General features: G+C 72.9%; 15 protein-coding genes. 2 read left to right on the forward strand and 13 right to left on the reverse strand.

The genetic code is table 11. The features are described from left to right. Positions 1–24: 24 nt before the first annotated feature. The 10 genes from ACIBAD_RS32405 to ACIBAD_RS32450 all read right to left on the reverse strand — a co-directional run bounded on the left by ACIBAD_RS32405 (position 25) and on the right by ACIBAD_RS32450 (position 14,669). Positions 25–597, reverse strand: a complete 573-nt coding sequence (locus ACIBAD_RS32405; protein WP_134070746.1) for a GNAT family N-acetyltransferase — start codon at positions 595–597, stop codon at positions 25–27. A 91-nt stretch (positions 598–688) separates the two neighbouring features. Beyond that, a complete protein-coding gene (locus ACIBAD_RS32410) occupies positions 689–1,534 on the reverse strand; it encodes a GNAT family N-acetyltransferase (RefSeq protein ID WP_208328974.1) in 846 nt (281 codons plus the stop codon). 170 nt (positions 1,535–1,704) lie between these two features. Further along, complete coding sequence (gene ispG / locus ACIBAD_RS32415; protein ID WP_053693180.1) at positions 1,705–2,862, reverse strand: flavodoxin-dependent (E)-4-hydroxy-3-methylbut-2-enyl-diphosphate synthase; 1,158 nt, start codon at positions 2,860–2,862, stop codon at positions 1,705–1,707. A gap of 185 nt (positions 2,863–3,047) precedes the next feature. After that, positions 3,048–4,349, reverse strand: a complete 1,302-nt coding sequence (locus ACIBAD_RS32420; RefSeq protein WP_134070750.1) for a site-2 protease family protein — start codon at positions 4,347–4,349, stop codon at positions 3,048–3,050. Beyond that, positions 4,346–5,599 carry a 1-deoxy-D-xylulose-5-phosphate reductoisomerase gene (dxr, locus tag ACIBAD_RS32425; RefSeq protein ID WP_398910299.1) on the reverse strand — a complete coding sequence of 418 codons (1,254 nt, stop codon included), beginning with the start codon at positions 5,597–5,599 and terminating at the stop codon, positions 4,346–4,348. Before dxr ends, ACIBAD_RS32420 begins: the two co-directional genes overlap by 4 nt. 20 nt (positions 5,600–5,619) lie before the next feature. Then, positions 5,620–7,029 (reverse strand): hypothetical protein, encoded by a 1,410-nt coding sequence (locus tag ACIBAD_RS32430; protein ID WP_398910301.1) that lies wholly within the window; start codon positions 7,027–7,029, stop codon positions 5,620–5,622. A gap of 89 nt (positions 7,030–7,118) precedes the next feature. Further along, positions 7,119–9,062, reverse strand: coding sequence for an acyl-CoA dehydrogenase family protein (locus tag ACIBAD_RS32435; RefSeq protein ID WP_398910303.1), 1,944 nt, complete (start codon positions 9,060–9,062; stop codon positions 7,119–7,121). 155 nt (positions 9,063–9,217) lie between these two features. Further along, positions 9,218–10,663: an aldehyde dehydrogenase family protein gene (locus ACIBAD_RS32440; RefSeq protein ID WP_134070756.1), complete on the reverse strand. Its 1,446-nt coding sequence runs from the start codon at positions 10,661–10,663 to the stop codon at positions 9,218–9,220. A gap of 180 nt (positions 10,664–10,843) precedes the next feature. Beyond that, positions 10,844–12,424, reverse strand: coding sequence for a PucR family transcriptional regulator (locus ACIBAD_RS32445; protein WP_134070758.1), 1,581 nt, complete (start codon positions 12,422–12,424; stop codon positions 10,844–10,846). 118 nt (positions 12,425–12,542) lie between these two features. Then, positions 12,543–14,669, reverse strand: a complete 2,127-nt coding sequence (locus ACIBAD_RS32450; RefSeq protein ID WP_398910306.1) for an ATP-binding protein — start codon at positions 14,667–14,669, stop codon at positions 12,543–12,545. Positions 14,670–14,918: 249 nt separating this feature from the next. Here ACIBAD_RS32450 and gabT point away from each other — a divergent pair, with 249 nt between their 5' ends. Beyond that, positions 14,919–16,265 carry a 4-aminobutyrate--2-oxoglutarate transaminase gene (gene gabT / locus ACIBAD_RS32455; RefSeq protein ID WP_134070762.1) on the forward strand — a complete coding sequence of 449 codons (1,347 nt, stop codon included), beginning with the start codon at positions 14,919–14,921 and terminating at the stop codon, positions 16,263–16,265. A 133-nt stretch (positions 16,266–16,398) separates the two neighbouring features. Next, on the forward strand, positions 16,399–17,241 hold the full coding sequence (locus ACIBAD_RS32460) for a phosphatase PAP2 family protein (RefSeq protein ID WP_398910308.1): 843 nt from the start codon (positions 16,399–16,401) through the stop codon (positions 17,239–17,241). Here the strand turns inward: ACIBAD_RS32460 and ACIBAD_RS32465 are convergent. From ACIBAD_RS32465 to ACIBAD_RS32475, 3 genes are all read right to left on the reverse strand, one after another. After that, positions 17,226–19,028, reverse strand: a complete 1,803-nt coding sequence (locus ACIBAD_RS32465) for a chitinase (RefSeq protein ID WP_398910310.1) — start codon at positions 19,026–19,028, stop codon at positions 17,226–17,228. The two genes, ACIBAD_RS32460 and ACIBAD_RS32465, sit on opposite strands and share 16 nt — an antisense overlap. Before the next feature lie 97 nt (positions 19,029–19,125). Then, positions 19,126–19,590: a hypothetical protein gene (locus ACIBAD_RS32470; protein ID WP_398910312.1), complete on the reverse strand. Its 465-nt coding sequence runs from the start codon at positions 19,588–19,590 to the stop codon at positions 19,126–19,128. 182 nt (positions 19,591–19,772) lie between these two features. Beyond that, a complete protein-coding gene (locus ACIBAD_RS32475) occupies positions 19,773–21,191 on the reverse strand; it encodes an NAD(P)/FAD-dependent oxidoreductase (RefSeq protein WP_398910314.1) in 1,419 nt (472 codons plus the stop codon). Position 21,192: the final 1 nt, after the last annotated feature.

Here is a 21,192-nt window from a genome sequence, read left to right on the forward strand (position 1 = left end):
GCCTGCGGCCCCCCGGAAACGGTTTCAGGGCCGGCGCAGCGGCAGCGGGGCCCCCATCACGGCGTAGGGGAGGCTCGCGCTCGGGAAGTGCACCTGGCGGGCCAGGTCCGTGTAGCCGAGGGCCCGGTAGAGCCCGCGGGCGGGGCTCTCGGTGTCGATGGCGGAGAGGATGGAGCGGGGCTCCTGGGCGGCGTCGGTGAGCCGGGTGATGAGGGTGCGGCCGACGCCGCGGCCCTGGAAGCCGGGGTGGACGTGCAGCTCGGTGATCACGAAGGAGCCGTCGAGCCAGCCGTCGAGCCCCTCGGTCCGCAGATACGGCTCGACGACGGAGGACCACCAGTACGCCCGGTCGTTCGGCATCCCGTACACGAACCCGGCGAGGGCCCCGTCCTCGGTGAAGGCGCCGAGGGCTCGGGCTCCGCGGCAGGTCATGTGGCGCTGCACGATGTAGCGCCGGATGCCGACCTCCTCCTCGCTGAGCCCGAAGGCCACGGCCTGCACGCGCAGGGCCTCGTCCACGCGGTCGGCTAGGTCGAGGGGGCCGATGCGGAGTCCGGCGGGCCGGTCGGGGCCGTCGCCCTCGGGGGTAGGCAGCATGCCGCGACCTTACTGGGCGCCCCCCGTCGGCGTCCCCACGGCCCCCGTACCGCCCGCGGCGGGGCCGGGCCGGGCCGCGCGGGCGGCTCGTCTAGAACAGCACGCTCATGAAGGCGCCCACCTCGCGGAAGCCGACGCGGCGGTACGCGGCCCGTGCCGCGGTGTTGAAGTCGTTCACGTAGAGGCTGACCACCGGAGCGATGTCGCGCAGCGCGAAGTCGACGACGGCGGCCATCCCGGTCTCGGAGTGCCCGCGGCCGCGGAACTCGGGGTCCACCCACACGCCCTGGATCTGGCAGGCGCGGGCGGTCGCGGCGCCGATCTCCGCCTTGAAGACGACCTTGCCGTCGTCGATGCGGGCGAAGGAGCGGCCGGTGCCGACCAGCTCGGCGACCCGGGCCTGGTAGAGGAGCCCGCCGTCGCCGGCCATCGGTGAGACGCCGACCTCCTCGGTGAACATGGCCACGCAGGCGGGCATGATCAGGTCCATCTCGTCCTTGCGGATCCGGCGCACGAGCGGATCGGGGCGCACGTCGGCGGACGGCCGCTCGGTGACCATGAGCGGCTGGTGGGAGCGGACGTCGCGGGCGGGGCCCCAGCTGGGCTCCAGGAGCCGCCACAGCAGCCGGGTGGCCTCGGCGGGCCCGACGATGGAGGAGCAGCGGCGGCCGGTGCGGCGGGCCCGGTCGGCGAAGGCCCGGATGGCGTCGGAGTCGGCGCAGACGGGGACGAGATTGGCGCCCGCGTAGCAGAGGGAGCGCAGCCGGCCGTCGGTGTAGTAGCCCCACATCTCGCCGCCCAGGCGCCACGGGTCGAGGCCGGCGACCTGGACCCGGGAGGTGACGAAGGCGTTCTCGACCGGCTCGCGCCCGAGGACTTCGAGGGCGGCGTCGAGATCACTGGGCTCAAGGACCCGGGTGGTGGTCTGCGTCAACACTGGGGCCTCACCATACAAGTCTGCTGATCTCCGCACTGTACCCGCCGCCACCGGAGGATGCCTGGTCCCACAGGTCACGAAAAAGCCCCGGCCCCGCCCGCGAGCTGCGGGAACGGGGCCGGGGCCAGTGCCTTGGGGGTGCCGGGCACAGGGCCCGGACGCCGCCGTGCTCAGACGCCGATGGCGACGGTGGGCTCGCCGGAGGCGATGCCGTCCTTCTCCATCTGCTCGGCGATCTTCATCGCCTCTTCGATGAGGGTCTCCACGATCTTCGACTCGGGAACGGTCTTGATGACCTCGCCCTTCACGAAGATCTGGCCCTTGCCGTTGCCGGAGGCGACGCCGAGGTCGGCCTCGCGGGCCTCGCCCGGGCCGTTCACGACGCAGCCCATGACCGCGACGCGCAGCGGGACCTCCATGCCCGTGAGGCCCGCCGTGACCTCTTCGGCCAGCTTGTAGACGTCCACCTGGGCGCGGCCGCAGGACGGGCAGGAGACGATCTCCAGGCGGCGCGGCTTGAGGTTCAGGGACTCCAGGATCTGGATGCCGACCTTGATCTCCTCCACCGGCGGAGCCGAGAGGGAGACGCGGATCGTGTCGCCGATGCCCTCGGAGAGCAGTGCGCCGAACGCGACGGCGGACTTGATGGTGCCCTGGAAGGCCGGGCCGGCCTCGGTGACGCCGAGGTGCAGCGGGTACTCGCACTGGGCGGCGAGCTGGCGGTAGGCGTTGACCATGACGACCGGGTCGTTGTGCTTGACCGAGATCTTGATGTCGCTGAAGCCGTGCTCCTCGAAGAGGGAGGCCTCCCACAGCGCGGACTCCACCAGCGCCTCGGGGGTGGCCTTGCCGTACTTCTTGAGCAGTCGCGCGTCGAGGGAGCCGGCGTTGACGCCGATCCGGATCGGGGTGCCCGCGTCCTTGGCGGCCCGCGCGATCTCCTTGACCTTGTCGTCGAACTGCTTGATGTTGCCCGGGTTCACGCGGACGGCGGCGCAGCCGGCGTCGATCGCGGCGAACACGTACTTGGGCTGGAAGTGGATGTCGGCGATGACCGGGATCTGCGACTTCTTCGCGATCACGGCGAGCGCGTCGGCGTCGTCCTGCGTCGGGCAGGCCACGCGCACGATGTCGCAGCCGGAGGCGGTCAGCTCTGCGATCTGCTGGAGCGTGGCGCCGATGTCGGAGGTCCTGGTGGTCGTCATCGACTGCACCGAGATCTGTGAGTCGCCGCCGACGGCCACCGAGCCGACCTGGATCTTGCGGCTGACCCTGCGGTCGGCAAGCTTCGTCGGCACGGCCGGCATTCCGAGAGAGATGGCAGTCATCTGCTGTGCAACCCCAAGGTGTGGATCAAGGTCCCGAGATCGGCGGGCTCCAGGCTTCGAGATTACGCCAATCAACGGGCCGCCCACGCATCCGAGGGGCTGGAACACCCGAACGTAGGGAGCCGGGCACGATACGTGCCCGGCTCCCTCACGGCTCCTGTACGCCCCGCACAGGTGCGGACGTACTAAGTGATCTTGATCGGGTTCACCACGTCGGCGACGAGCACGAGCAGCGTGAAGCAGACGAACACGCCGGCGACCACGTACGCGGCGGGCATCAGCTTCGCCACGTCGAACGGACCGGGGTCGGGGCGCCGGAACACACGCGCCACGGTGCGCCGGACCGACTCCCACAGCGCTCCTGCGATGTGCCCGCCGTCCAGCGGGAGCAGCGGGAGCATGTTGAAGAGGAACAGCGAGAGGTTGAAGAACCCGACGAGCTGGAGGAAGAACACCAGCCTCTGCTCGGCCGGGATGTCCAGGGTGGCGATCTCGCCGCTGATCCGGGCCGCGCCGACGATGCCCATCGGGGAGTCGGGCTCGCGCTCGGCTCCGCTGAAGGCCGCGTTCCACAGCGCCGGGATCTTGGCGGGCAGCTTGAGCAGCCCTTGGACGCTGTTGTCGACGACCTCGCCCATGTGGTCCACGGACTGGCCGAAGGACAGCGGGGCGATCTCGCTCTTCGGGCTGAAGCCGAGCCAGCCGGCCGTCACGTACTCGCCCTTGACGTACCCGCCGTGGCCGTCCGTCTTGGCGACCTTGTTCTCGATCAGCTTGACGGGGAGGGTCTGCTGCTGCCCGCCGCGCACGACCGTGACGGTGGCGGGGCCGACGGTGTCGCGGATCTGCTTCTGCAGGGCGGCCCAGTCGGCCACCTTGCGGCCGTTGAAGGCCACGATCCGGTCGCCCGCCTGCAGCCCGGCGGCCTTGGCCGGGGCGACCGGGTCGCCGGCCTTGCAGACCTCGCGCTTCTCGCTCTGCTGGATGACGCACGGGGAGATGCTCGCGACCTGCGTGGTCGTCTGGTTGATGCCGAAGCTCATCCAGACGCCGAAGAAGATCGCCAGCGCCAGCACCAGGTTCATGAACGGGCCCGCGAACATCACGATCACGCGCTTCCACGGCCTGCGCGTGTAGAACAGCCGCGTCTCGTCGCCGGGCTGGAGCTCCTCGTACGCCGCCGAGCGGGCGTCCTCGATCATCGAGCGGAACGGCGAGGTCGACCGGGCGGTCACCTTGCCGTCCTCGCCGGGCGGGAACATCCCGATCATGCGGATGTAGCCGCCCATCGGGATGGCCTTGATCCCGTACTCGGTCTCGCCCTTGTGCCGCGACCAGATGGTCGGGCCGAAACCGACCATGTACTGGGGCACGCGGATGCCGAAGAGCTTGGCCGTGGACAGGTGGCCGAGCTCGTGCCACGCGATGGAGACGAGCAGCCCGAATACGAAGATGAGTATTCCGAGCACCGTCATGAGTGCTGTCATGCGCGCGCCTCCACGGCGGCCCGGGCCGCCATCTCCTGTGCCCGGGCCCTGGCCCAGGTCTCCGCTTCGAGGACGTCCGCGACGGTCAGGGAAGTTCCCGCGTCCGGCGTCCCGTGCTCATCGACCACGGCAGAGACCGTATCCATGATTGCTGTGAACGGCAGCCGTCCGGCCAGGAACGCCTCCACGCACTCCTCGTTCGCCGCATTGAACACGGCCGGGGCGGTGGAGCCAACCGTGCCCACGTGCCGGGCCAGGCCGACCGAGGGGAAGGCCTCGGTGTCGAGGGGGAAGAACTCCCAGGCCGACGCCTTGGTCCAGTCGAAGGCGGGGGCCGCGTCCGGCACGCGTTCGGGCCAGCCGAGGCCGATCGCGATGGGTCCGCGCATGTCCGGCGGGGTGGCCTGGGCCAGCGTGGAGCCGTCGGAGAACTCCACCATCGAGTGGACGTAGGACTGCGGATGGACCACGACCTCGATGCGGTCGAAGGGGATGTCGTAGAGCAGGTGCGCCTCGATGACCTCCAGCCCCTTGTTGACCAGGGTCGCCGAGTTGATGGTGATCACCGGGCCCATGGCCCAGGTGGGGTGCGCGAGGGCGTCCTCGACGGTGACCGAGGCCAGCTCGGCGCGGGTACGGCCGCGGAAGGGACCGCCGGAGGCGGTGACCACCAGCTTGCGGACATCGGCCCGGGTGCCGGCGGCGAGGGCCTGGAACAGGGCCGCGTGCTCGGAGTCGACCGGGATGATCTGGCCGGGCTTCGCGAGGGCCTTGACCAGCGGGCCGCCGACGATCAGCGACTCCTTGTTGGCCAGGGCCAGGGTCCGCCCCGCCCTCAGCGCCGCGAGGGTGGGCGCGAGGCCGATGGAACCGGTGATGCCGTTGAGGACGGTGTGGCACTCGGAAGCCGCGAGCTCGGTCGCCGCGTCGGGCCCGGCCAGGATCTCGGGCAGCGGCTCCGAAGCGCCGTACTGGGCGTTCAGGGCCTCCTTCAGGGCCGGGACGACGTCTTCGCGGGCGACGGCCACGGTGTTCACCCGCAGCCGGCGGGCCTGCTCGGCCAGCAGCCCGACGCGCCCGCCGGCGGCGGACAGCGCCGTCACCCGGAACCGGTCCGGATTGCGCAGGGCGAGGTCGATGGCCTGGGTCCCGATGGACCCGGTGGATCCGAGGATGACGATGTCCCTCCGGCCGGCCGCGGGGTCGAAGAGGAGGTGCGGATCGGCGAGGGGGGCTGGGCGGTCGCTCATGCCCCCATTGTTGCCGCAACTCAGGGGCGCGTGGACACGGAGTCCCCGTCGGTGACCCGCAGGAGCAGGTGCGGGAGCGTTCCGGCGAAGTCGGGGAGGGTGCGGGCCACCCGCCACCAGGCGTCCGGGTCCTCGCCGAGGGCGAGGGCGAACAGCCGGTCCGCCTCGGCGCGGGCGGCGAGCACGGCCTCGGGGCGGTCGTGCCGGTCGGGGTGGTCCACGTCACCGAGCCAGTGGTCCTCGTCCAGGGCCCAGCAGGCGGGGAGTTTGTGCCGGACCACGTCGACGCCGGTGAGCAGGGACCGGTCCAGGCAGTCCCGTACCCAGCGGATGTCCTCCTGGACGGTCTCCATGGGGACGGCGAGGCTGGCCAGGGCGAGTTCCCGCTCCACTCCCCCGGTCACCGGCTCGGCGGCCGTCGGGGCCAGGTGGCGCACGGCCCGCGCGAGGGCCGCCCCGTCGTACTCCGCGCGGCCGCTCGGCGCGGGCGGGGCCGGCGGGGCTAGCGGGGCTGATGGGGCAGCTGGGGCCGGCGGGGCCTGCGGGCTCTGCGGCGGCCCCGGCAGGCTTCCCGCGACCACGGCGGCCACCAGGTCCGGCAGCGGCCCGGCGAAGCCGGGGGCGTGCCGCAGCAGTTCGGACCAGAGCCGGGGGTCGTCCCCCAGCGGGTTCAGCGCCCGGGTGACGGCCGTGCGCATCCCGGCCTGCTCGGGCAGGTTCCAGCGCAGGCCCGGCCCGGGCGGGAGATGGCCGAGGAGCAGGGTGTGGCGGGCGGGGGCCACGCAGGCGACGAGCTCCTCGTGGGTGAGCCGGCCCATCCGGACGGCGCGGACGGCGGGCCGGTGCCAGGAGCGCCCGTCCCGGGCGGTGGCCGGGGTGGCGAGCAGCGCGCGGACGGTGTCGTCGGGCAGTTCCGCGACGAGCAGCAGCGCCTCCACGGAGCCGGCGGCCAGCGGCTGCCGCTCGTGCTCGGCGGCCGCCTCGCGCGGGTCGAGCACGTAAGGGAGCCGCAGGACGTCGAGGGCGACGCGGGGCCTGCGTATGCCGTGCCGGCGCAGCAGGCCGATCAGCTCCGCGGTGCTGAGGGCGCCGTCGGTGGGGTCCCGGCCGAGCTCGGCCCGCAGTACGGGCAGCAGTTCGGGCGGGGTCCGGCGGTGTGCGTACCGGGCGGGGCCGGGCAGCCCCGGCAGGGGCCGCCCGACGACGCGGGGGTTTCGGGCGATGAAGTGGCGGTCCGCCTCGCTGCCGTGGCGCAGGAGCAGGGTGACGGCCGAGGCGGGGAGCCACTCGTCGCGGCACAGGTACTTGCGGGTCGGCCGGTCGAGCCGGCCGAGGAGGTCGAGGGCGATGTGGTCCGGTGCGTGGCGCAGGACGTGCGCCACGCACCATGCCAGCCGCCGGCTGTTGCGGTCTTCCACGGCCGTCGACATCGCTGCCCGCCTTGCCCTCGTACCGGTAGGCGTACGCGTACGCCTGCCCGTACCCGTACATCAGTGCGCCTGATGTCGATCCTCTCAGGTCAGCGGAGGGGACGGTGCACGTTTTTGTGAGTCGAGGGGCCGGGAGTGGCGTCCGCGATCCACGGGCCGTCGCCGGAGGGGTCGAGCACGCCCTCCTCCAGCCAGGTGTACGTGCCGGACAGGACGCCCGCGACGACCTTGCGGTCCAGGTCGTCGGTGTTGGACCAGAGCCGGCCGAAGAGCTCCTCGACGCGGATCCGGGACTGCCGGCAGAAGGCGTCGGCCAGCTGGTAGGCCTCACGGCCGTGCTCCCCAGAGGCCCGCAGGTGCTCGGCGCGCACGCAGGCCGCGCTCATCGCGAAGAGCTCGGCGCCGATGTCGACGATCCGGCCGAGGAAGCCCTGCTTGGTCTCCATCCGGCCCTGCCAGCGGGACATGGCGTAGAAGGTGGAGCGGGCGAGTTTGCGGGCGCTGCGCTCGACGTAGCGCAGGTGGACGGAGAGGTCGGGGTGGCCGCCCGGGTGGAAGGCCCGGTACGTGCCGGGGACGTGGCCGGGGCCGGTGGCGAGTTTGGGCAGCCAGCGGGCGTAGAACCCGGCGGCGCGGGCTCCGGCCTTGGCCTTGTCGCCGAGAGCCTTCTCGGGGTCGATGAGGTCGCCGGCGACCGACAGGTGGGCGTCCACGGCCTCGCGGGCGATCAGCAGGTGCATGATCTCGGTGGAGCCCTCGAAGATCCGGTTGATGCGCAGGTCGCGCAGCATCTGCTCGGCGGGGACGGCGCGTTCGCCGCGGGCGGCGAGCGATTCGGCGGTCTCGAAGCCGCGTCCGCCGCGGATCTGGACGAGCTCGTCGGCCATCAGGCAGGCCATCTCGCTGCCGTAGAGCTTGGCGAGGGCGGCCTCGATGCGGATGTCGTTGCGGTCCTCGTCGGCCATCTGGGAGGCCAGGTCGACGACGGCTTCGAGGGCGAAGGTGGTGGCGGCGATGAAGGAGATCTTGGCGCCGACCGCCTCGTGCCTGGCGACCGGGCGGCCCCACTGCTCGCGGACGGCGGACCATTCGCGGGCGATCTTCAGACACCACTTCCCGGCGCCGACGCACATGGCGGGCAGGGACAGCCGGCCGGTGTTCAGCGTGGTCAGGGCGATCTTCAGTCCGGCGCCCTCGGCTCCGATGCGCTGCGCGGCGGGTACCCGGACCCGGTGGAAGCGGGTGACGCCGTTCTCCAGACCGCGCAGGCCCATGAAGGCGTTGCGGTGCTCGACGGTGATCCCGGGGGAGTCGGCCTCGACGACGAAGGCGGTGATCCCGCCGCGGTGGTTCTCCGACTTCGGTACGCGGGCCATCACCACCAGCAGGTCCGCGACGACCCCGTTGGTCGTCCAGAGCTTCACGCCGTCGAGGACGTACGCGTCGTCGCCGTCGGGCACGGCGGTGGTGGCCAGGCGCGCCGGGTCGGAGCCGACGTCCGGCTCGGTGAGCAGGAAGGCGCTGATGGCGGTGGTCGCGCAGCGCGGCAGGAAGGTCTCCTTCTGCTCCTGCGTGCCGAACATCTTCAGGGGCTGCGGGACGCCGATCGACTGGTGTGCGGAGAGCAGGGCCCCGATGGCGGGGCTGGCGGAGCCGACCAGGGCCAGCGCCTTGTTGTAGTACACCTGGGTGAGGCCCAGGCCCCCGTACTTGGGGTCGATCTTCATGCCGAGGGCGCCGAGCTCCTTGAGCCCGCGCACGGTCTCGTCGGGGATCCGCGCCTCGCGCTCGATGCGCGCGCTGTCGATCTCGGTCTCGCAGAACGCCCGCAGTCGGGCCAGGAAGGCCTCGCCGCGCCGGACGTCCTCGTCCGCGGGCATCGGGTGCGGGTGGATCAGGTCGAGCCGGAAGTGCCCCAGGAAGAGTTCCTTGGCGAAGCTGGGCTTGCGCCAGTCCTGTTCCCGGGCCGCTTCCGCGACCTGCCGTGCCTCGCGCTCGGTCACCTTGGGCTGTGCGGGCTGTGTTGCGGACATGAGCGGGCTCACCTCGCCGCCGGAGAGTCGGTGGTACCGGCCTACTGGCCGGTGCTACCTGTGAGTCGTACCCAATCCGGGCCCGCGGGAAAAGGGGGACGGCCGGAGCCCCCGCACAGTGGGCTCCGGCCGTCGGCTTTTTGGCCGTACGAGAATCAGATGTCGAGGCCGGTCAGGACCAGGACTCGCTCGTACGTGTAGTCGTCCATCGCGTAGCGGACACCCTCCCGGCCGACACCCGACTGCTTCACTCCGCCGTACGGCATCTGGTCGGCACGGTAGGACGGCGCGTCGCCGACGATCACGCCGCCGACCTCAAGCTCGCGGTGGGCGCGGAACGCGGTCTGGATGTTCCGGGTGAACACGCCGGTCTGCAGGCCGAACTTCGAGTCGTTGACGGCGGCGAAGGCCTCGTCGGTGTTCTCGACCTTCGTCAGCGTCAGCACCGGTCCGAAGACCTCCTCGACGGCGAGGGTGGTGTCGGCGGGCAGGTCGGCGATGACGGTCGGCTCGTACGAGGCGCCCTCGCGCTTGCCGCCGGTGAGCAGCTTGGCTCCGGCGGAGACGGCCTCGTCGACCCAGGACTCGACGCGCTTGGCGGCGTCCTCGGAGACGAGGGGGCCGACGTCGGTGGCGGAGTCGGACGGGTCGCCGGTGACCTGGGCCTGGACCTTCTCGACGACCTTCTCGACGAGGCGGTCGTAGACGGAGGCGTCGGCGATCACGCGCTGCACGGAGATGCAGGACTGGCCGGCCTGGTAGTTCGAGAAGGTCGCGATGCGGGTCGCGGCCCAGTCGAGGTCGGCCTCGGAGGACCAGTCGTCCAGGACCACGGCGGCGGCGTTGCCGCCGAGCTCCAGGGTGCAGTGCTTGTGGGGCACCGACTGCTGGATGGCGTAGCCGACCTTGTCGGAGCCGGTGAACGAGATGACGGGCAGGCGCTCGTCCTTCACCAGGGCCGGCATCTTGTCGTTGGCGACGGGCAGGACGGACCAGGAACCGGCCGGCAGGTCGGTCTCGGCGAGCAGCTCGCCCAGGATCAGACCGGAGAGCGGGGTGGCCGGGGCCGGCTTCAGGATGATCGGCGCGCCGACGGCGATGGCGGGGGCCACCTTGTGGGCGCACAGGTTCAGCGGGAAGTTGAACGGCGCGATGCCGAGGACCGGGCCCTTGACGAAGCGGCGGGTCAGGGCGAGACGGCCGACGCCGCCGGCGTCGGTGTCGAGGCGCTGGGCCTCTCCGCCGTTGAAGCGGCGGGCCTCTTCGGCGGCGAAACGGAACACGGACACCGCACGGCCGACCTCACCGCGGGCCCACTTGATGGGCTTGCCGTTCTCGGCGGAGATCAGCTGGGCGATCTCCTCGGTGCGCTCGGCGAGCCGCTTGGACACGTGGTCCAGGGCGGCGGCACGGACGTGGGCGGGAGTCGCGGAGAATTCGGCCGTCACGGCGTGCGCCGCGGCCACGGCCTCTTCGACCTGGGCGTCGGTGGGCACGCTGACGGTGCCGACGAGCCGGTTGTCCCACGGGGAGTGGACGTCGAAGCTGTCCTCGCCGGTGGCCTGGCGGCCGGCGAGCCAGAAGGCGTGGGTGGAAGTCATGCGAATCCCGGCCCTTCGAGTGTGTGCGGGGTCCTTGTCCCCTCCACCGTAGGACTCCGTCCGGGTTTCGGTGTTTAGCCGGGGTGGAGCATGACGGGCGCCGGCCGCGCCGCTTTGTCAGTGTCGCCCGCGCGCTGCGCCGCCCGGACCCGCGCGGCGCAGCGCGGCGGCAAGCCCGCTCTACGCGGCGGGCGAGGTGGCCTTGAGGGCGAGCCACAGCTCCATGCGCACGTCCGGGTCGTCCAGGGAGCGGCCGAGGATCTCCTCGACCCGCCGCATCCGGTAGCGCAGCGTATGCCGGTGCACGCCCAGATCGGCCGCCGCCGCGTCCCACTGCCCGTGCCGCGAGAGCCACGCCTGCAGCGAGGCCACCAGGTCCCCGCGCCCCTTCTCGTCGTGCTCGCGCAGCGCCCGCAACGTACCGTCCGCGAAGGCCCGCACCGCGTCGTCCGCCAGGAGCGGCAGCACCGACCCCGCCGCCAGGTCCTCGTGCTCCACCATCGGCCGGCCCCGCCTGCGGGCCACGGCCAGCGCCTGGTCGGCCTGTTTGAACGCCGCCGCCACCCCCGAAGGCACCGCGGCGGCGGACAGTCCGACCACCAGCTCGTCCGGCTCCGGACCGGCCGCATCCCGCCCGCGCCGCGACTCCAGCGCCTCCGCGTGCTCCGCGGCGGCCTGCACCGCCGCGCCCCCGTCGGCCGCCAGCACCACCAGCCGCCCCGGCTCCGGTACCACCAGCAGGGCCTCCCCCGCCCGGGCGGCCGCCGACTCCACCGCGTCGGCCAGCAGTGCCAGCCCCTCCGGCTGCGCGGTCCCCGGCAGCGCCGGCTCCGCCACGATCAGCCGGAACGGCGCCTCCAGCAGCGCCCCGTACAGGTCCCCGGCCACCGCCCGGGCGTGCTCGGGCTCCCCGTCCAGGAGCATCCGCAGCACCGCCGCCCCCAGCCGGGACTCGGCGTCGTGCAGGGACCTCGACCGCTCGGTGGTCAGGGTCAGCAGGGCCACCGCCGAGTGCACGGCGTACCGCTCGGCCGTGCCCAGCGGGGCGCCCGTGCCGACGGCCAGCGCGCCGCGGGCCCGCCGGCCGGTACCGAGGGACTGGAGCTCGACGCGGTCCTCCGACCCGCCGACCACGGCGCTCGCGGGCGCCGGCCGCTCCCGCAGCCGCTCCACGTCCGGGGTCAGCCGGGCGGCCCGCCGCGCGGCCCACTCCGGAGCGGCCGCGACCACCGCGCCCGAGGTGTCGTACAGGGCGGCCCAGCCGTGCACGTGCGCCGCCAGCTTCGCCAGCAGCTCGGCGGGCCCGTCGGCGGAGAGCGCGGCCCGGGTCAGCTCCCGCTGCGCCTCGAAGCCGGCGGTCACCGCGCGGTACTGGTCCGCGGCCAGCGCCGCCGAGACGGCCTTGCTGATCGCGAGGAACGGCGTCCTGCGCGGTACCTCCAGCAGCGGCAGGTCCTCGGCGCGCGCGGCCTCGACCAGGGCCTCGGGGACCGCCTCGTAGTTCACGCCGACGGCGAAGCCGATGCCGACGACCCCCGCCGCGGCGAGGCGGCGTACGTAGCGGCGCATCTCCTCGGGATCCTCCGCGTCCAGCTTCATCGCGGTGATCAGGAGCAGCTCGCCGCCCTCCATATAGGGGACGGGATCGGCGAGCTCGCTGACGTGGGCCCAGCGCACGGGGGTGTCGAGGCGGCCCTCCCCCGCCCGGACGCTGAGCTTGAGCGCCGAGTGCTGGACGAGTGAGGCGAGCGTGAGCGGCATCGGGTACCAGGGGCCTTAGAGGAGGGAGGGGCACGGCGGAGGGGAGGGGGCGCGGCGGTGAATTTCGCCTTGTCGTATGAACGACTCCCCTCGATTCTGCCACCTCGTACGGGTCGGCTCAGCCCGTGGCGGCCAGCCGCACCAGCAGCGGAGCCGCCCGCTCCCCCTTGACCGAGGTCAGCGAGAGCACGGCGTACCCGGGCGGTACGGCGTGCGCCAGCTCGGAGGCCGACCACCGCTCCCGCTCCACCTGCCGTACGGTCACCGCTTCCGTGGTCACGGCCTTGCCGGTGACCAGCTTGCGGAAGGCGTGGATGGCCCGGGTCAGCGGCTGGTCGGCGAAGACCGTCCGGTGGGTGACGTCGCGCGTCTCCACCCATTCGGTGCCCCAGGCCTCGGCGAAGCGCTTGCCGTCCCAGGTGGTGACCCCGGAGAAGGCCATCCGGCAGCCGACCGCGCCGAGCAGCGGGGTGCGCAGCGCCTCCGGTACGTCGTCCAGCGTGCGCAGCGTGAGCAGGACGCCCGCGTTCGCCGAGCGCAGCCGCTGCAGGCCGCGCACGGTCTGCGGGGTCAGGGTGTGCGAGGCGTCGTCGAAGGCGAGGAACGCGAACAGGGACCGGTCGGCGCGGGCCGCTGCGCAGGCGTTGAACTGCGCGAGCAGCAGCCGGGCCAGGATCCGGGAGGCGTCGGCGTGGCCGCGCTCGGGCAGGTCGACGCGGACGCGCAGCGGGTGCTCCAGGGCCCGTAGCGAGAAGGGCCTGCTCTGCCCGGTGGTGTCGAAGAAGCCGGCGAACGCGGGCCGGTCGAGCAGGGCCACCCGGTCGGCGAGGGCCGGTCCCGGGTCGCCGGGGGCCCCGTACTGCCGTTCCCGCGCGTCGAGCTCGCGGAGCATCAGGTGGTGTCCGGTGTCTTCGAGGGCGGTGCGCAGCCCGCCGAGGGCGCCCGGTACCTGGTCGAGCAGTTCGCGCAGTTCGGGCACGGCGGGGAAGCGGCCGTACGCGGCGCGGAACGGGCCGAGCAGCTGGGCGAGGGCCGTCGCGGCGCGGCGCACCTCCAGGCCGGGGACGTCGCCGACGAAGGCCTCGGCGAGCAGGGTGGCCGCCTCGTCGGCGTCGGTGGTGCCGCCGTAGAGGTCGAGGTCGTAGACGGATTCGGGGTCGCCGACGCGGACCACGACGTCGAACGCGGTGTCCGGCCCGAGCGGGGTGCCGGCCGAGGCGACGGCGATGACGGCGGCCTGCCCGGCCAGCGCCTGGAGGGCGAGCGATTCCACGACGGGCCGCACCAGCTGCCGGGTCTTGCCGGCGCCGGAGGGGCCGACGGCGAGCAGCGAGGTGCCGAGCACGGCGGGGTCGAGGGCGAGGCGGGTGCCGCGGCGGCCGTACGGGTTGCGTGCGCTGTCGTCGACCGTGCCGAGCAGCACCTGCCGGGCCAGCAGATCGTGCCGGGCGGCGCGGACGGGCAGGTCCCGGGCCCCGGAGGGGTGGACGCAGGCGCCCGCGCCCTTGTCCCGGACGGAGTCGGCGAAGGCGACGGCCCGGGAGGGTTCGGCCCGTACGGACTCCCAGGCGCGCCGGATCCGCGCGTAGTCCACGTCGTTCATGCGGCCGGACCCGGCCTCGGCGCCGAGGCGGTCGGCGATCTCCCCGAGTCCCGCCCCGCGCAGCTGCGGCCACCCGGCGGGATCGTCGGGACCGCCCTCCTCGGGCCGGGCGGGTACGGCGGCCTGCACGGCCTGGACCGCGCGGCTCCGGAGCATCCGGCGGGCCAGTTCGGGCCAGCGGCCGAGCCGGCCGAAGCCGACGGTCAGGGCGGCGATGACCAGGGCGTACCAGACGTACGAGGCGACCACCGAGGGCAGCGTCCCGGCCCAGGAGTCGGGCGTGAACATGTAGAGCGGCCAGAGCCAGAAGCCGCCCAGGTAGCCGTTCCACAGCAGGGACCACAGCAGCAGCCCGGCCAGCAGGGCGATCAGCGCACCGCTGATCAGCTGCCGGGTCGGGGTCCGCTCGGGCTCCTCGGCGGCGCGCGGCACGTGCCCGTACGTCCACACGCCGGGCCCGTCGGAGTTCCGCGGGGTGCGCAGCCAGTCGGCGAGCGTAGGGCCGGGGCCGGCGGGGGCGTGGGCGGGCTTCGGCGGGAGACCGGGCGGTGCCCCGACCGGCGGCGGGCCGGCCGGCCTCGGGACGTGCCCGGCGCGCGGCGGCCGCTTCTCGTCCGTGCCGTACGTGCCGTCGGTGTCCATGAAACCCCTGCCCCCTGCCCGTGCCTGCGCTGCGTCGCTCAATGTAGTTGCCCGGAGGCGGCCGTGGGCCCCGTACGAGCCCCTGCGTCCGCAGCGTCCACAAGACAGGCGGCGCGACCCTCCTATGGCCGTCACGGACAAGGACACGCGGACACCACTCCCGAACGGAGCATGCAGTACCCCCTCCCCCGGGCCTAGCCTGCGGACAAAGACACAAGTGCGCCCGAAAACACCCCCCAGGAGCCCTCTATGACCGCTGTCCCGCAGGAGCGCCGCATCGTCACCGCGATCCCCGGCCCCAAGTCGCAGGAGCTGCAGGCCCGCCGCCTCGAGACGGTGGCCGGCGGCGTGGGCTCCGTGCTCCCCGTCTTCACGGCCCGCGCGGGCGGCGGCATCATCGAGGACGTCGACGGCAACCGCCTGATCGACTTCGGTTCCGGCATCGCCGTGACCTCCGTCGGCGCCTCCGCCGAGGCCGTCGTGCGCCGCGCCTCCGCGCAGCTCGCGGACTTCACCCACACCTGTTTCATGGTCACGCCGTACGAGGGCTACGTCGAGGTCTGCGAGGCGCTGGCCGAGCTGACCCCGGGCAACCACGCGAAGAAGTCGGCGCTGTTCAACTCCGGTGCCGAGGCCGTCGAGAACGCCGTCAAGATCGCCCGTGCGTACACCAAGCGCCAGGCCGTCGTCGTCTTCGACCACGGCTACCACGGCCGTACGAACCTCACGATGGCGCTGACCGCGAAGAACATGCCGTACAAGAACGGCTTCGGCCCGTTCGCCCCCGAGGTCTACCGCGTCCCGGTCGCCTACGGCTACCGCTGGCCCACCGGCGCCGAGAACTGCGGCCCCGAGGCCGCCGCCCAGGCGATCGACCAGATCACCAAGCAGATCGGCGCCGACAACGTCGCCGCGATCATCATCGAGCCGGTCCTCGGCGAGGGCGGCTTCATCGAGCCGGCCAAGGGCTTCCTGCCGGCGATCGTGCAGTTCGCCAACGACAACGGCATCGTCTTCGTCGCCGACGAGATCCAGTCCGGCTTCTGCCGCACCGGCCAGTGGTTCGCGTGCGAGGACGAGGGCATCGTCCCGGACCTGATCACCACCGCCAAGGGCATCGCGGGCGGCCTGCCGCTCGCCGCCGTGACCGGCCGCGCCGAGATCATGGACGCCGCGCACGCGGGCGGCCTGGGCGGCACCTACGGCGGCAACCCGGTGGCCTGCGCCGGTGCGCTGGGCTCCATCGAGACCATGAAGAAGCTCGACCTCAACGCCAAGGCGAAGAAGATCGAGTCCGTCATGAAGACCCGCCTGACGGCCATGCAGGAGAAGTACGACATCATCGGCGACATCCGCGGCCGCGGCGCCATGATCGCGATCGAGCTCGTCAAGGACCCGGTCTCCAAGACCCCGTTCCCGGAGGCGGCCGGCGCGCTCGCCAAGGCCTGCCACGCCGAGGGCCTGCTCGTCCTCACCTGCGGCACCTACGGCAACGTGCTCCGCTTCCTCCCGCCGATCGTCATCGGCGAGGACCTGCTGAACGAGGGCCTGGACCTCATCGAGGCGGCGTTCGCGGCCATCGGCACGGACGTCTGAGCGACCTTCCGAACGCCAGAGCCCGCCGGTACCCGCGGTAACGGTCAGGCACTGTGAAGAAGATGTGGGGGGCCGATGGCAGGAGCGCGTTCCTGCTGTCGGTCCCCTTTCCGCTGCCGTACGGTTTCTGCAGATGAGTGAGACACCCCGCTCCCGGGAAACCGGGGGCGACACCAGTACCGGGCTTCCCCAGCGCCGCACTGGGCCTGCGTTCGCGCACACTCCTCACCGATCGGACGGCCGTTCGCCCCAAACCCCCCGGGGCGCTCGGCAACCCGATCCGGGCGGCCGTCCCGGAACCATCCCCCCTGTTCCGGGACGGCCGGCCATCCTCCTCCTTCTCTCCCTGCTGGGGCTCGCCCTGACGACCTGGCAGGTCCTCGTCTCGGGCCCGCTGCTCACGCCGGACGAGCGCCTCAGCCGCGCCCTGGTCCGCACGGTCCCCGACGCCGTCACCGAGCGCCTCTCCGACCTCGGCAACGCACCGGTCGCCGTACCGGTGCTGGTCCTGGCGATGGCGTACTCCGTCCGGCGCTCCCGCTCCTGGGCCCCGGCCCTGACGGCGGGGCTCGCGATGGCCCTGGTCCCGGCCGTGATCGTGCCGCTGAAGGAGTGGACCGCCCGCCCCGGCCCCCTGGAGCCGTGGGCCGCCGGCTACTTCCCCTCGGGCCACACCGCCACCTCGGCCGTCGCGTACGTCGGCGCGGCGCTGATGATCGGCCCGTACACCCGCCGCGCGTGGCCGATGGCCGCCGCGCTGCTCCTGACGGCGGCCACGGCCGGCGGCCTGATCCTGCGCGGCTGGCACTGGCCCCTGGACGTGCTGGCCAGCTGCTTCCTCTGCACGCCCCTGCTGTGGGCCGTCGCCCACACCGCCCGCCGCACCGCCGGACCCCCCGCCCAGCCTGACGCCCGTGTACGAGGAGGCGCTCGCGCGGGCCGGCCAGGGCGGCCGGGGTGTCAGCCGCCGAAGTAGGCGTCGAAGTTCTTCGAGAACTCCCAGGCGCCGAAGCGGTCCCAGTTGATCGACCAGGTCATCAGGCCGCGCAGGGCGGGCCAGGTGCCGTGGGTCCGGTAGGTGCCGCAGTCGGCCTTCTTCGTCAGGCAGTCCAGTGCCTTGTCCACCTCGGCGGGCGGGGTGTGGCCGTTGCCCGCGTTGGTCGTGGCCGGGAGGCCGATGGCCACCTGGTCCGGGCGCAGCGGCGGGAAGACGCGCGCGGTGTCGCCCGCGACCGGGAAGCCGGTGAGCAGCATGTCCGTCATGGCGATGTGGAAGTCCGCTCCGCCCATGGAGTGGTACTGGTTGTCGAGGCCCATGATCGAGCCCGAGTTGTAGTCCTGGACGTGGAGCAGGGTGAGGTCGTCGCGCAGGGCGTGGATGACCGGGAGGTAGGCGCCCGCGCGCGGGTCCTGGCCGCCCCAGGGGCCCGAGCCGTAGTACTGGTAGCCCAGCTGGACGAAGAAGGTCTCCGGGGCCATGGTCAGGACGAAGTCCGGGCCGTACTTGGCCTTCAGCGTCTTCACGGCCGCGATGAGGTTCACGATCACCGGGGTGGTGGGCGCGCGGAAGTCGGTGTCGCCGGCGGCGAGGGAGAGGGAGTGGCCCTCGAAGTCGATGTCGAGTCCGTTGAGCCCGTACTCGTCGATGATCTTGCTGACCGAGGAGACGAAGGTGTCGCGGGCGGCCGTGGTGGCGAGCTGGACCTGGCCGTTCTGGCCGCCGATCGAGATGAGGACCTTCTTTCCGGCCGCCTGCTTGGCCTTGACGGCCGCCTTGAACTCGGCTGCAGATTCCACGCCCGGGCATTCGCTCACCGGGCAGAGCGAGAAGCGGATGTCCCCCGAGGTCACGGAAGTCGGTTCGCCGAACGCGAGGTTGATGACGTCCCACGAGGCCGGCACGTCGGCCATCCGGACGTAGCCGGAGCCGTTGGCGAAGCTCGCGTGGAGGTAGCCGACCAGGGCGTGCGCCGGGAGGCCGGGGTTGCCCGGGTTGCCGCCGCCGCTCGTCGTGGAGGCGGAGACGGGGGCGCTCTTCGCGGACTCGCCGGCCGCGTTCACCGCGCCGACCCGGAAGGTGTACGAGGTGGACGCGGCGAGTCCGGTGACCGTCGTCGAGGTCCCGGTGACGCTCATGGGCGCGGCGCCGTCCCGGTAGAGCGTGTACGAGGTGGCGCCGGATGCGGCCGACCAGGAGAGGTTCAGGCTGCTCGCGGTGGCGCCGGACGCCGTCAGGCCGGTGGGGGCGGCCGGGGGCAGGGGCTGGCCGGGTCCGGAGCCGCCCGGGTCGGGGCCGACGAGCGTGACGTCGTCCGTGAAGTGGGCCGGCTGGCCGTACCAGCCGTGCGTGTAGATCGTCACTGAGGTGGTGGACGCGCCGGTACGGAACGTCGTGCTCAGCTGCTTCCAGGCGCCCGGGGTCTGCGTCCAGGTGGACACGTCGGTGGTGCCGGTCCCGGCCGCGCCGAGGTAGACGTACGCGCCCTGCACCCAGGCGGCGAGCGTGTAGGCGGAGTCGGGCTTGACGGTGACGGTCTGGGCGCAGCGGGCGTTGTCCTGGCCGGCCGGGGTGGCCCTGAGGGCGGAACCGCCGCCGTGGACGGGGGTGGTGACGACGGCTCCGCTGCCGACCGAGCAGTTCCAGCCGTCGAGTCCGGCCTCGAAGCCGCCGTTGCGGGCGAGGTCGGCGTCGGCCGCCGCGGCCGGGGGGCCCGCGGCGAGGAAGGCGGCCACCGCGAAGGCGGCCGCGGTAAGCAGTGACATGGGTCTGCGCACAACTGCCTCCGGAACATGGGGGGATGGAGTCAGGCCGCCGGTGATGCGGCAGCGGCGCCCAACATGGTCCAGACCAATGCCCTTGTCAAGGCTTGCGTCCTTCCTGCCCCGCCACCCGGGCCGCGGCCTCGTGCATGGCGAGCTCCAGCAGCACCGGATCGGTGAGCGTCCCGCTGCCGTCCGGGACCACCAGCCAGCGCACCCCGCCCGTGGTCCGGCCGGGGTACGGGACCACGATCCAGCTCCCGCGCCCCGCCCCCCGTACCCCGGTGCCGATCCAGCGGGAGGCCGTACCCGGGGGCACGAAAAAGCCCAGCCGGGCGTCGTCGAAGTCGGCGAGCACCGGGCCGGGCCGGTCGAGGAGCAGGGTCAGGACGTCGAGGGCGGCCTGCCCCAGCCCTCCGGGCAGGATCAGCACGTCCCACCGCCGGCCGGCGGGCAGCAGGGCGACCCCAAGAGGGTTGCGCTCCCACTCCCACCGGCAGGCGTCGGGATCCGGCGCCACCGATACGAGCCATTCCACCGCGGTCTTGATCTCCGAGCCGTGCATCGCCCGGCCTCCGTCCTCTTCGGTGAGGGTTCCTCACCGGGAGAGAGCGGGGCCGGGCCCTGCGATGACGCGGGTTTGCCCACCTCGTGGTGGTGAAGCGGCTCACGGCGTGAACCGCGGCGCGCACAGGGGGGCGCGGAGCGGGTCGGTCCGCCGGGCGGTCGGGCGGCGGACCGGCCCGGTCAGCTGTCGAAGCCGAGGCCGAGCTTGTCCATGGCCTTCAGCCACAGGTTGCGGCGGCCGCCGCGGGCGTCCGCCCGGGCCAGGGACCACTTGGTGAGCGTGATACCGGTCCAGGCGAAGGGCTCGGGCGGGAACGGCATCGGCCGGGACTTCACCATCTCCAGCTCGGTCCGCTCGGTGCGGGCCCCGTCCAGCAGGTCCAGCATCACGTCGGCGCCGAAGCGGGTGGCGCCGACCCCGAGCCCGGTGTAGCCGGCCGCGTAGGCGACCCTGCCGCCGTGCGCGGTGCCGAAGAACGCCGAGAAGCGCGAGCAGGTGTCGATGGCCCCGCCCCAGGCGTGGCTGAACTTGATGCCCTCCAGCTGCGGGAACGCGGTGAAGAAGTGCTGCGCGAGCTTCAGGTACGTCTCGGGGCGGTGGTCGTACTCGGAGTCCAGCTTGCCGCGGTAGGGGTAGATGGCGTCGTAGCCGCCCCACAGGATGCGGTTCTCCGGGGTGATGCGGAAGTAGTGGAACTGGTTGGCGCTGTCGCCCAGGCCCTGCCGGTTGCTCCAGCCGATGGCCTTCAGCTGGTCGGCGGTCAGCGGCTCCGTCATCAGCGCGTAGTCGTAGACCGGCACCGTGAACGGGCGGATCCGCTTGACCAGCGAGGGGAAGATGTTCGTGCCGAGCGCCACCCGCCGGGCGAAGATCCGCCCGTACGGGGTGCGTACGGCCATCCCCGCGCCCGAGGAGGCCAGGGACAGCCCGCGGGTGTTCTCGTAGATCCGCACGCCCAGCGACAGGCAGGCCTCCTTGAGCCCCCAGGCCAGCTTCGCGGGGTTGAGCATGGCGACGCCGTCGGTGTCCCACAGCCCCGCGAGGAACGTCGGCGAGTCGACCTCGGCGCGCAGCTCCTCGCGGTCCAGCCAGCGCGAGCCGCCCGCGAGGCCCAGCTTCCCGGCCTCCTCGTACAGCTCGCGCAGCTCCTCGACCTGGTGCGGCTCGGTGGCCACGTCGATCTCGCCGGTGCGCTCGAAGTCGCAGTCGATGCCGTAGCGGGCGATGGCCGCCTCGATCTCGTCGAGGTTGCGGGCGCCCATCTCCTCCAGCTTGGCGAGCTCGCCCGGCCAGCGGGCCATGCCGTTGGCCAGGCCGTGCGTGAGGGAGGCGGCGCAGAAGCCGCCGTTGCGGCCGGAGGCGGCCCAGCCCGCCTCCTTCGACTCGATCAGGACGACGTCCCGGGCGGGATCGCGCTCCTTGGCGATCAGCGCGGTCCACAGTCCGCTGTACCCGCCGCCGATGACGAGCAGGTCGCAGGCCTCGTCGGAGGTCAGCGCCGGCTGCGCGGCGGGCTTGCCGGGGTCGTCCAGCCAGTACGAGACCGGCAGTGCTTCGGAAAGGGATTGAGCAACACTTCGCATGGCGACTGGGGCCATG

The sequence above is a fragment of the Streptomyces sp. NPDC051109 genome, from assembly GCF_044455885.1.
Lineage (GTDB): Bacteria > Actinomycetota > Actinomycetes > Streptomycetales > Streptomycetaceae > Streptomyces.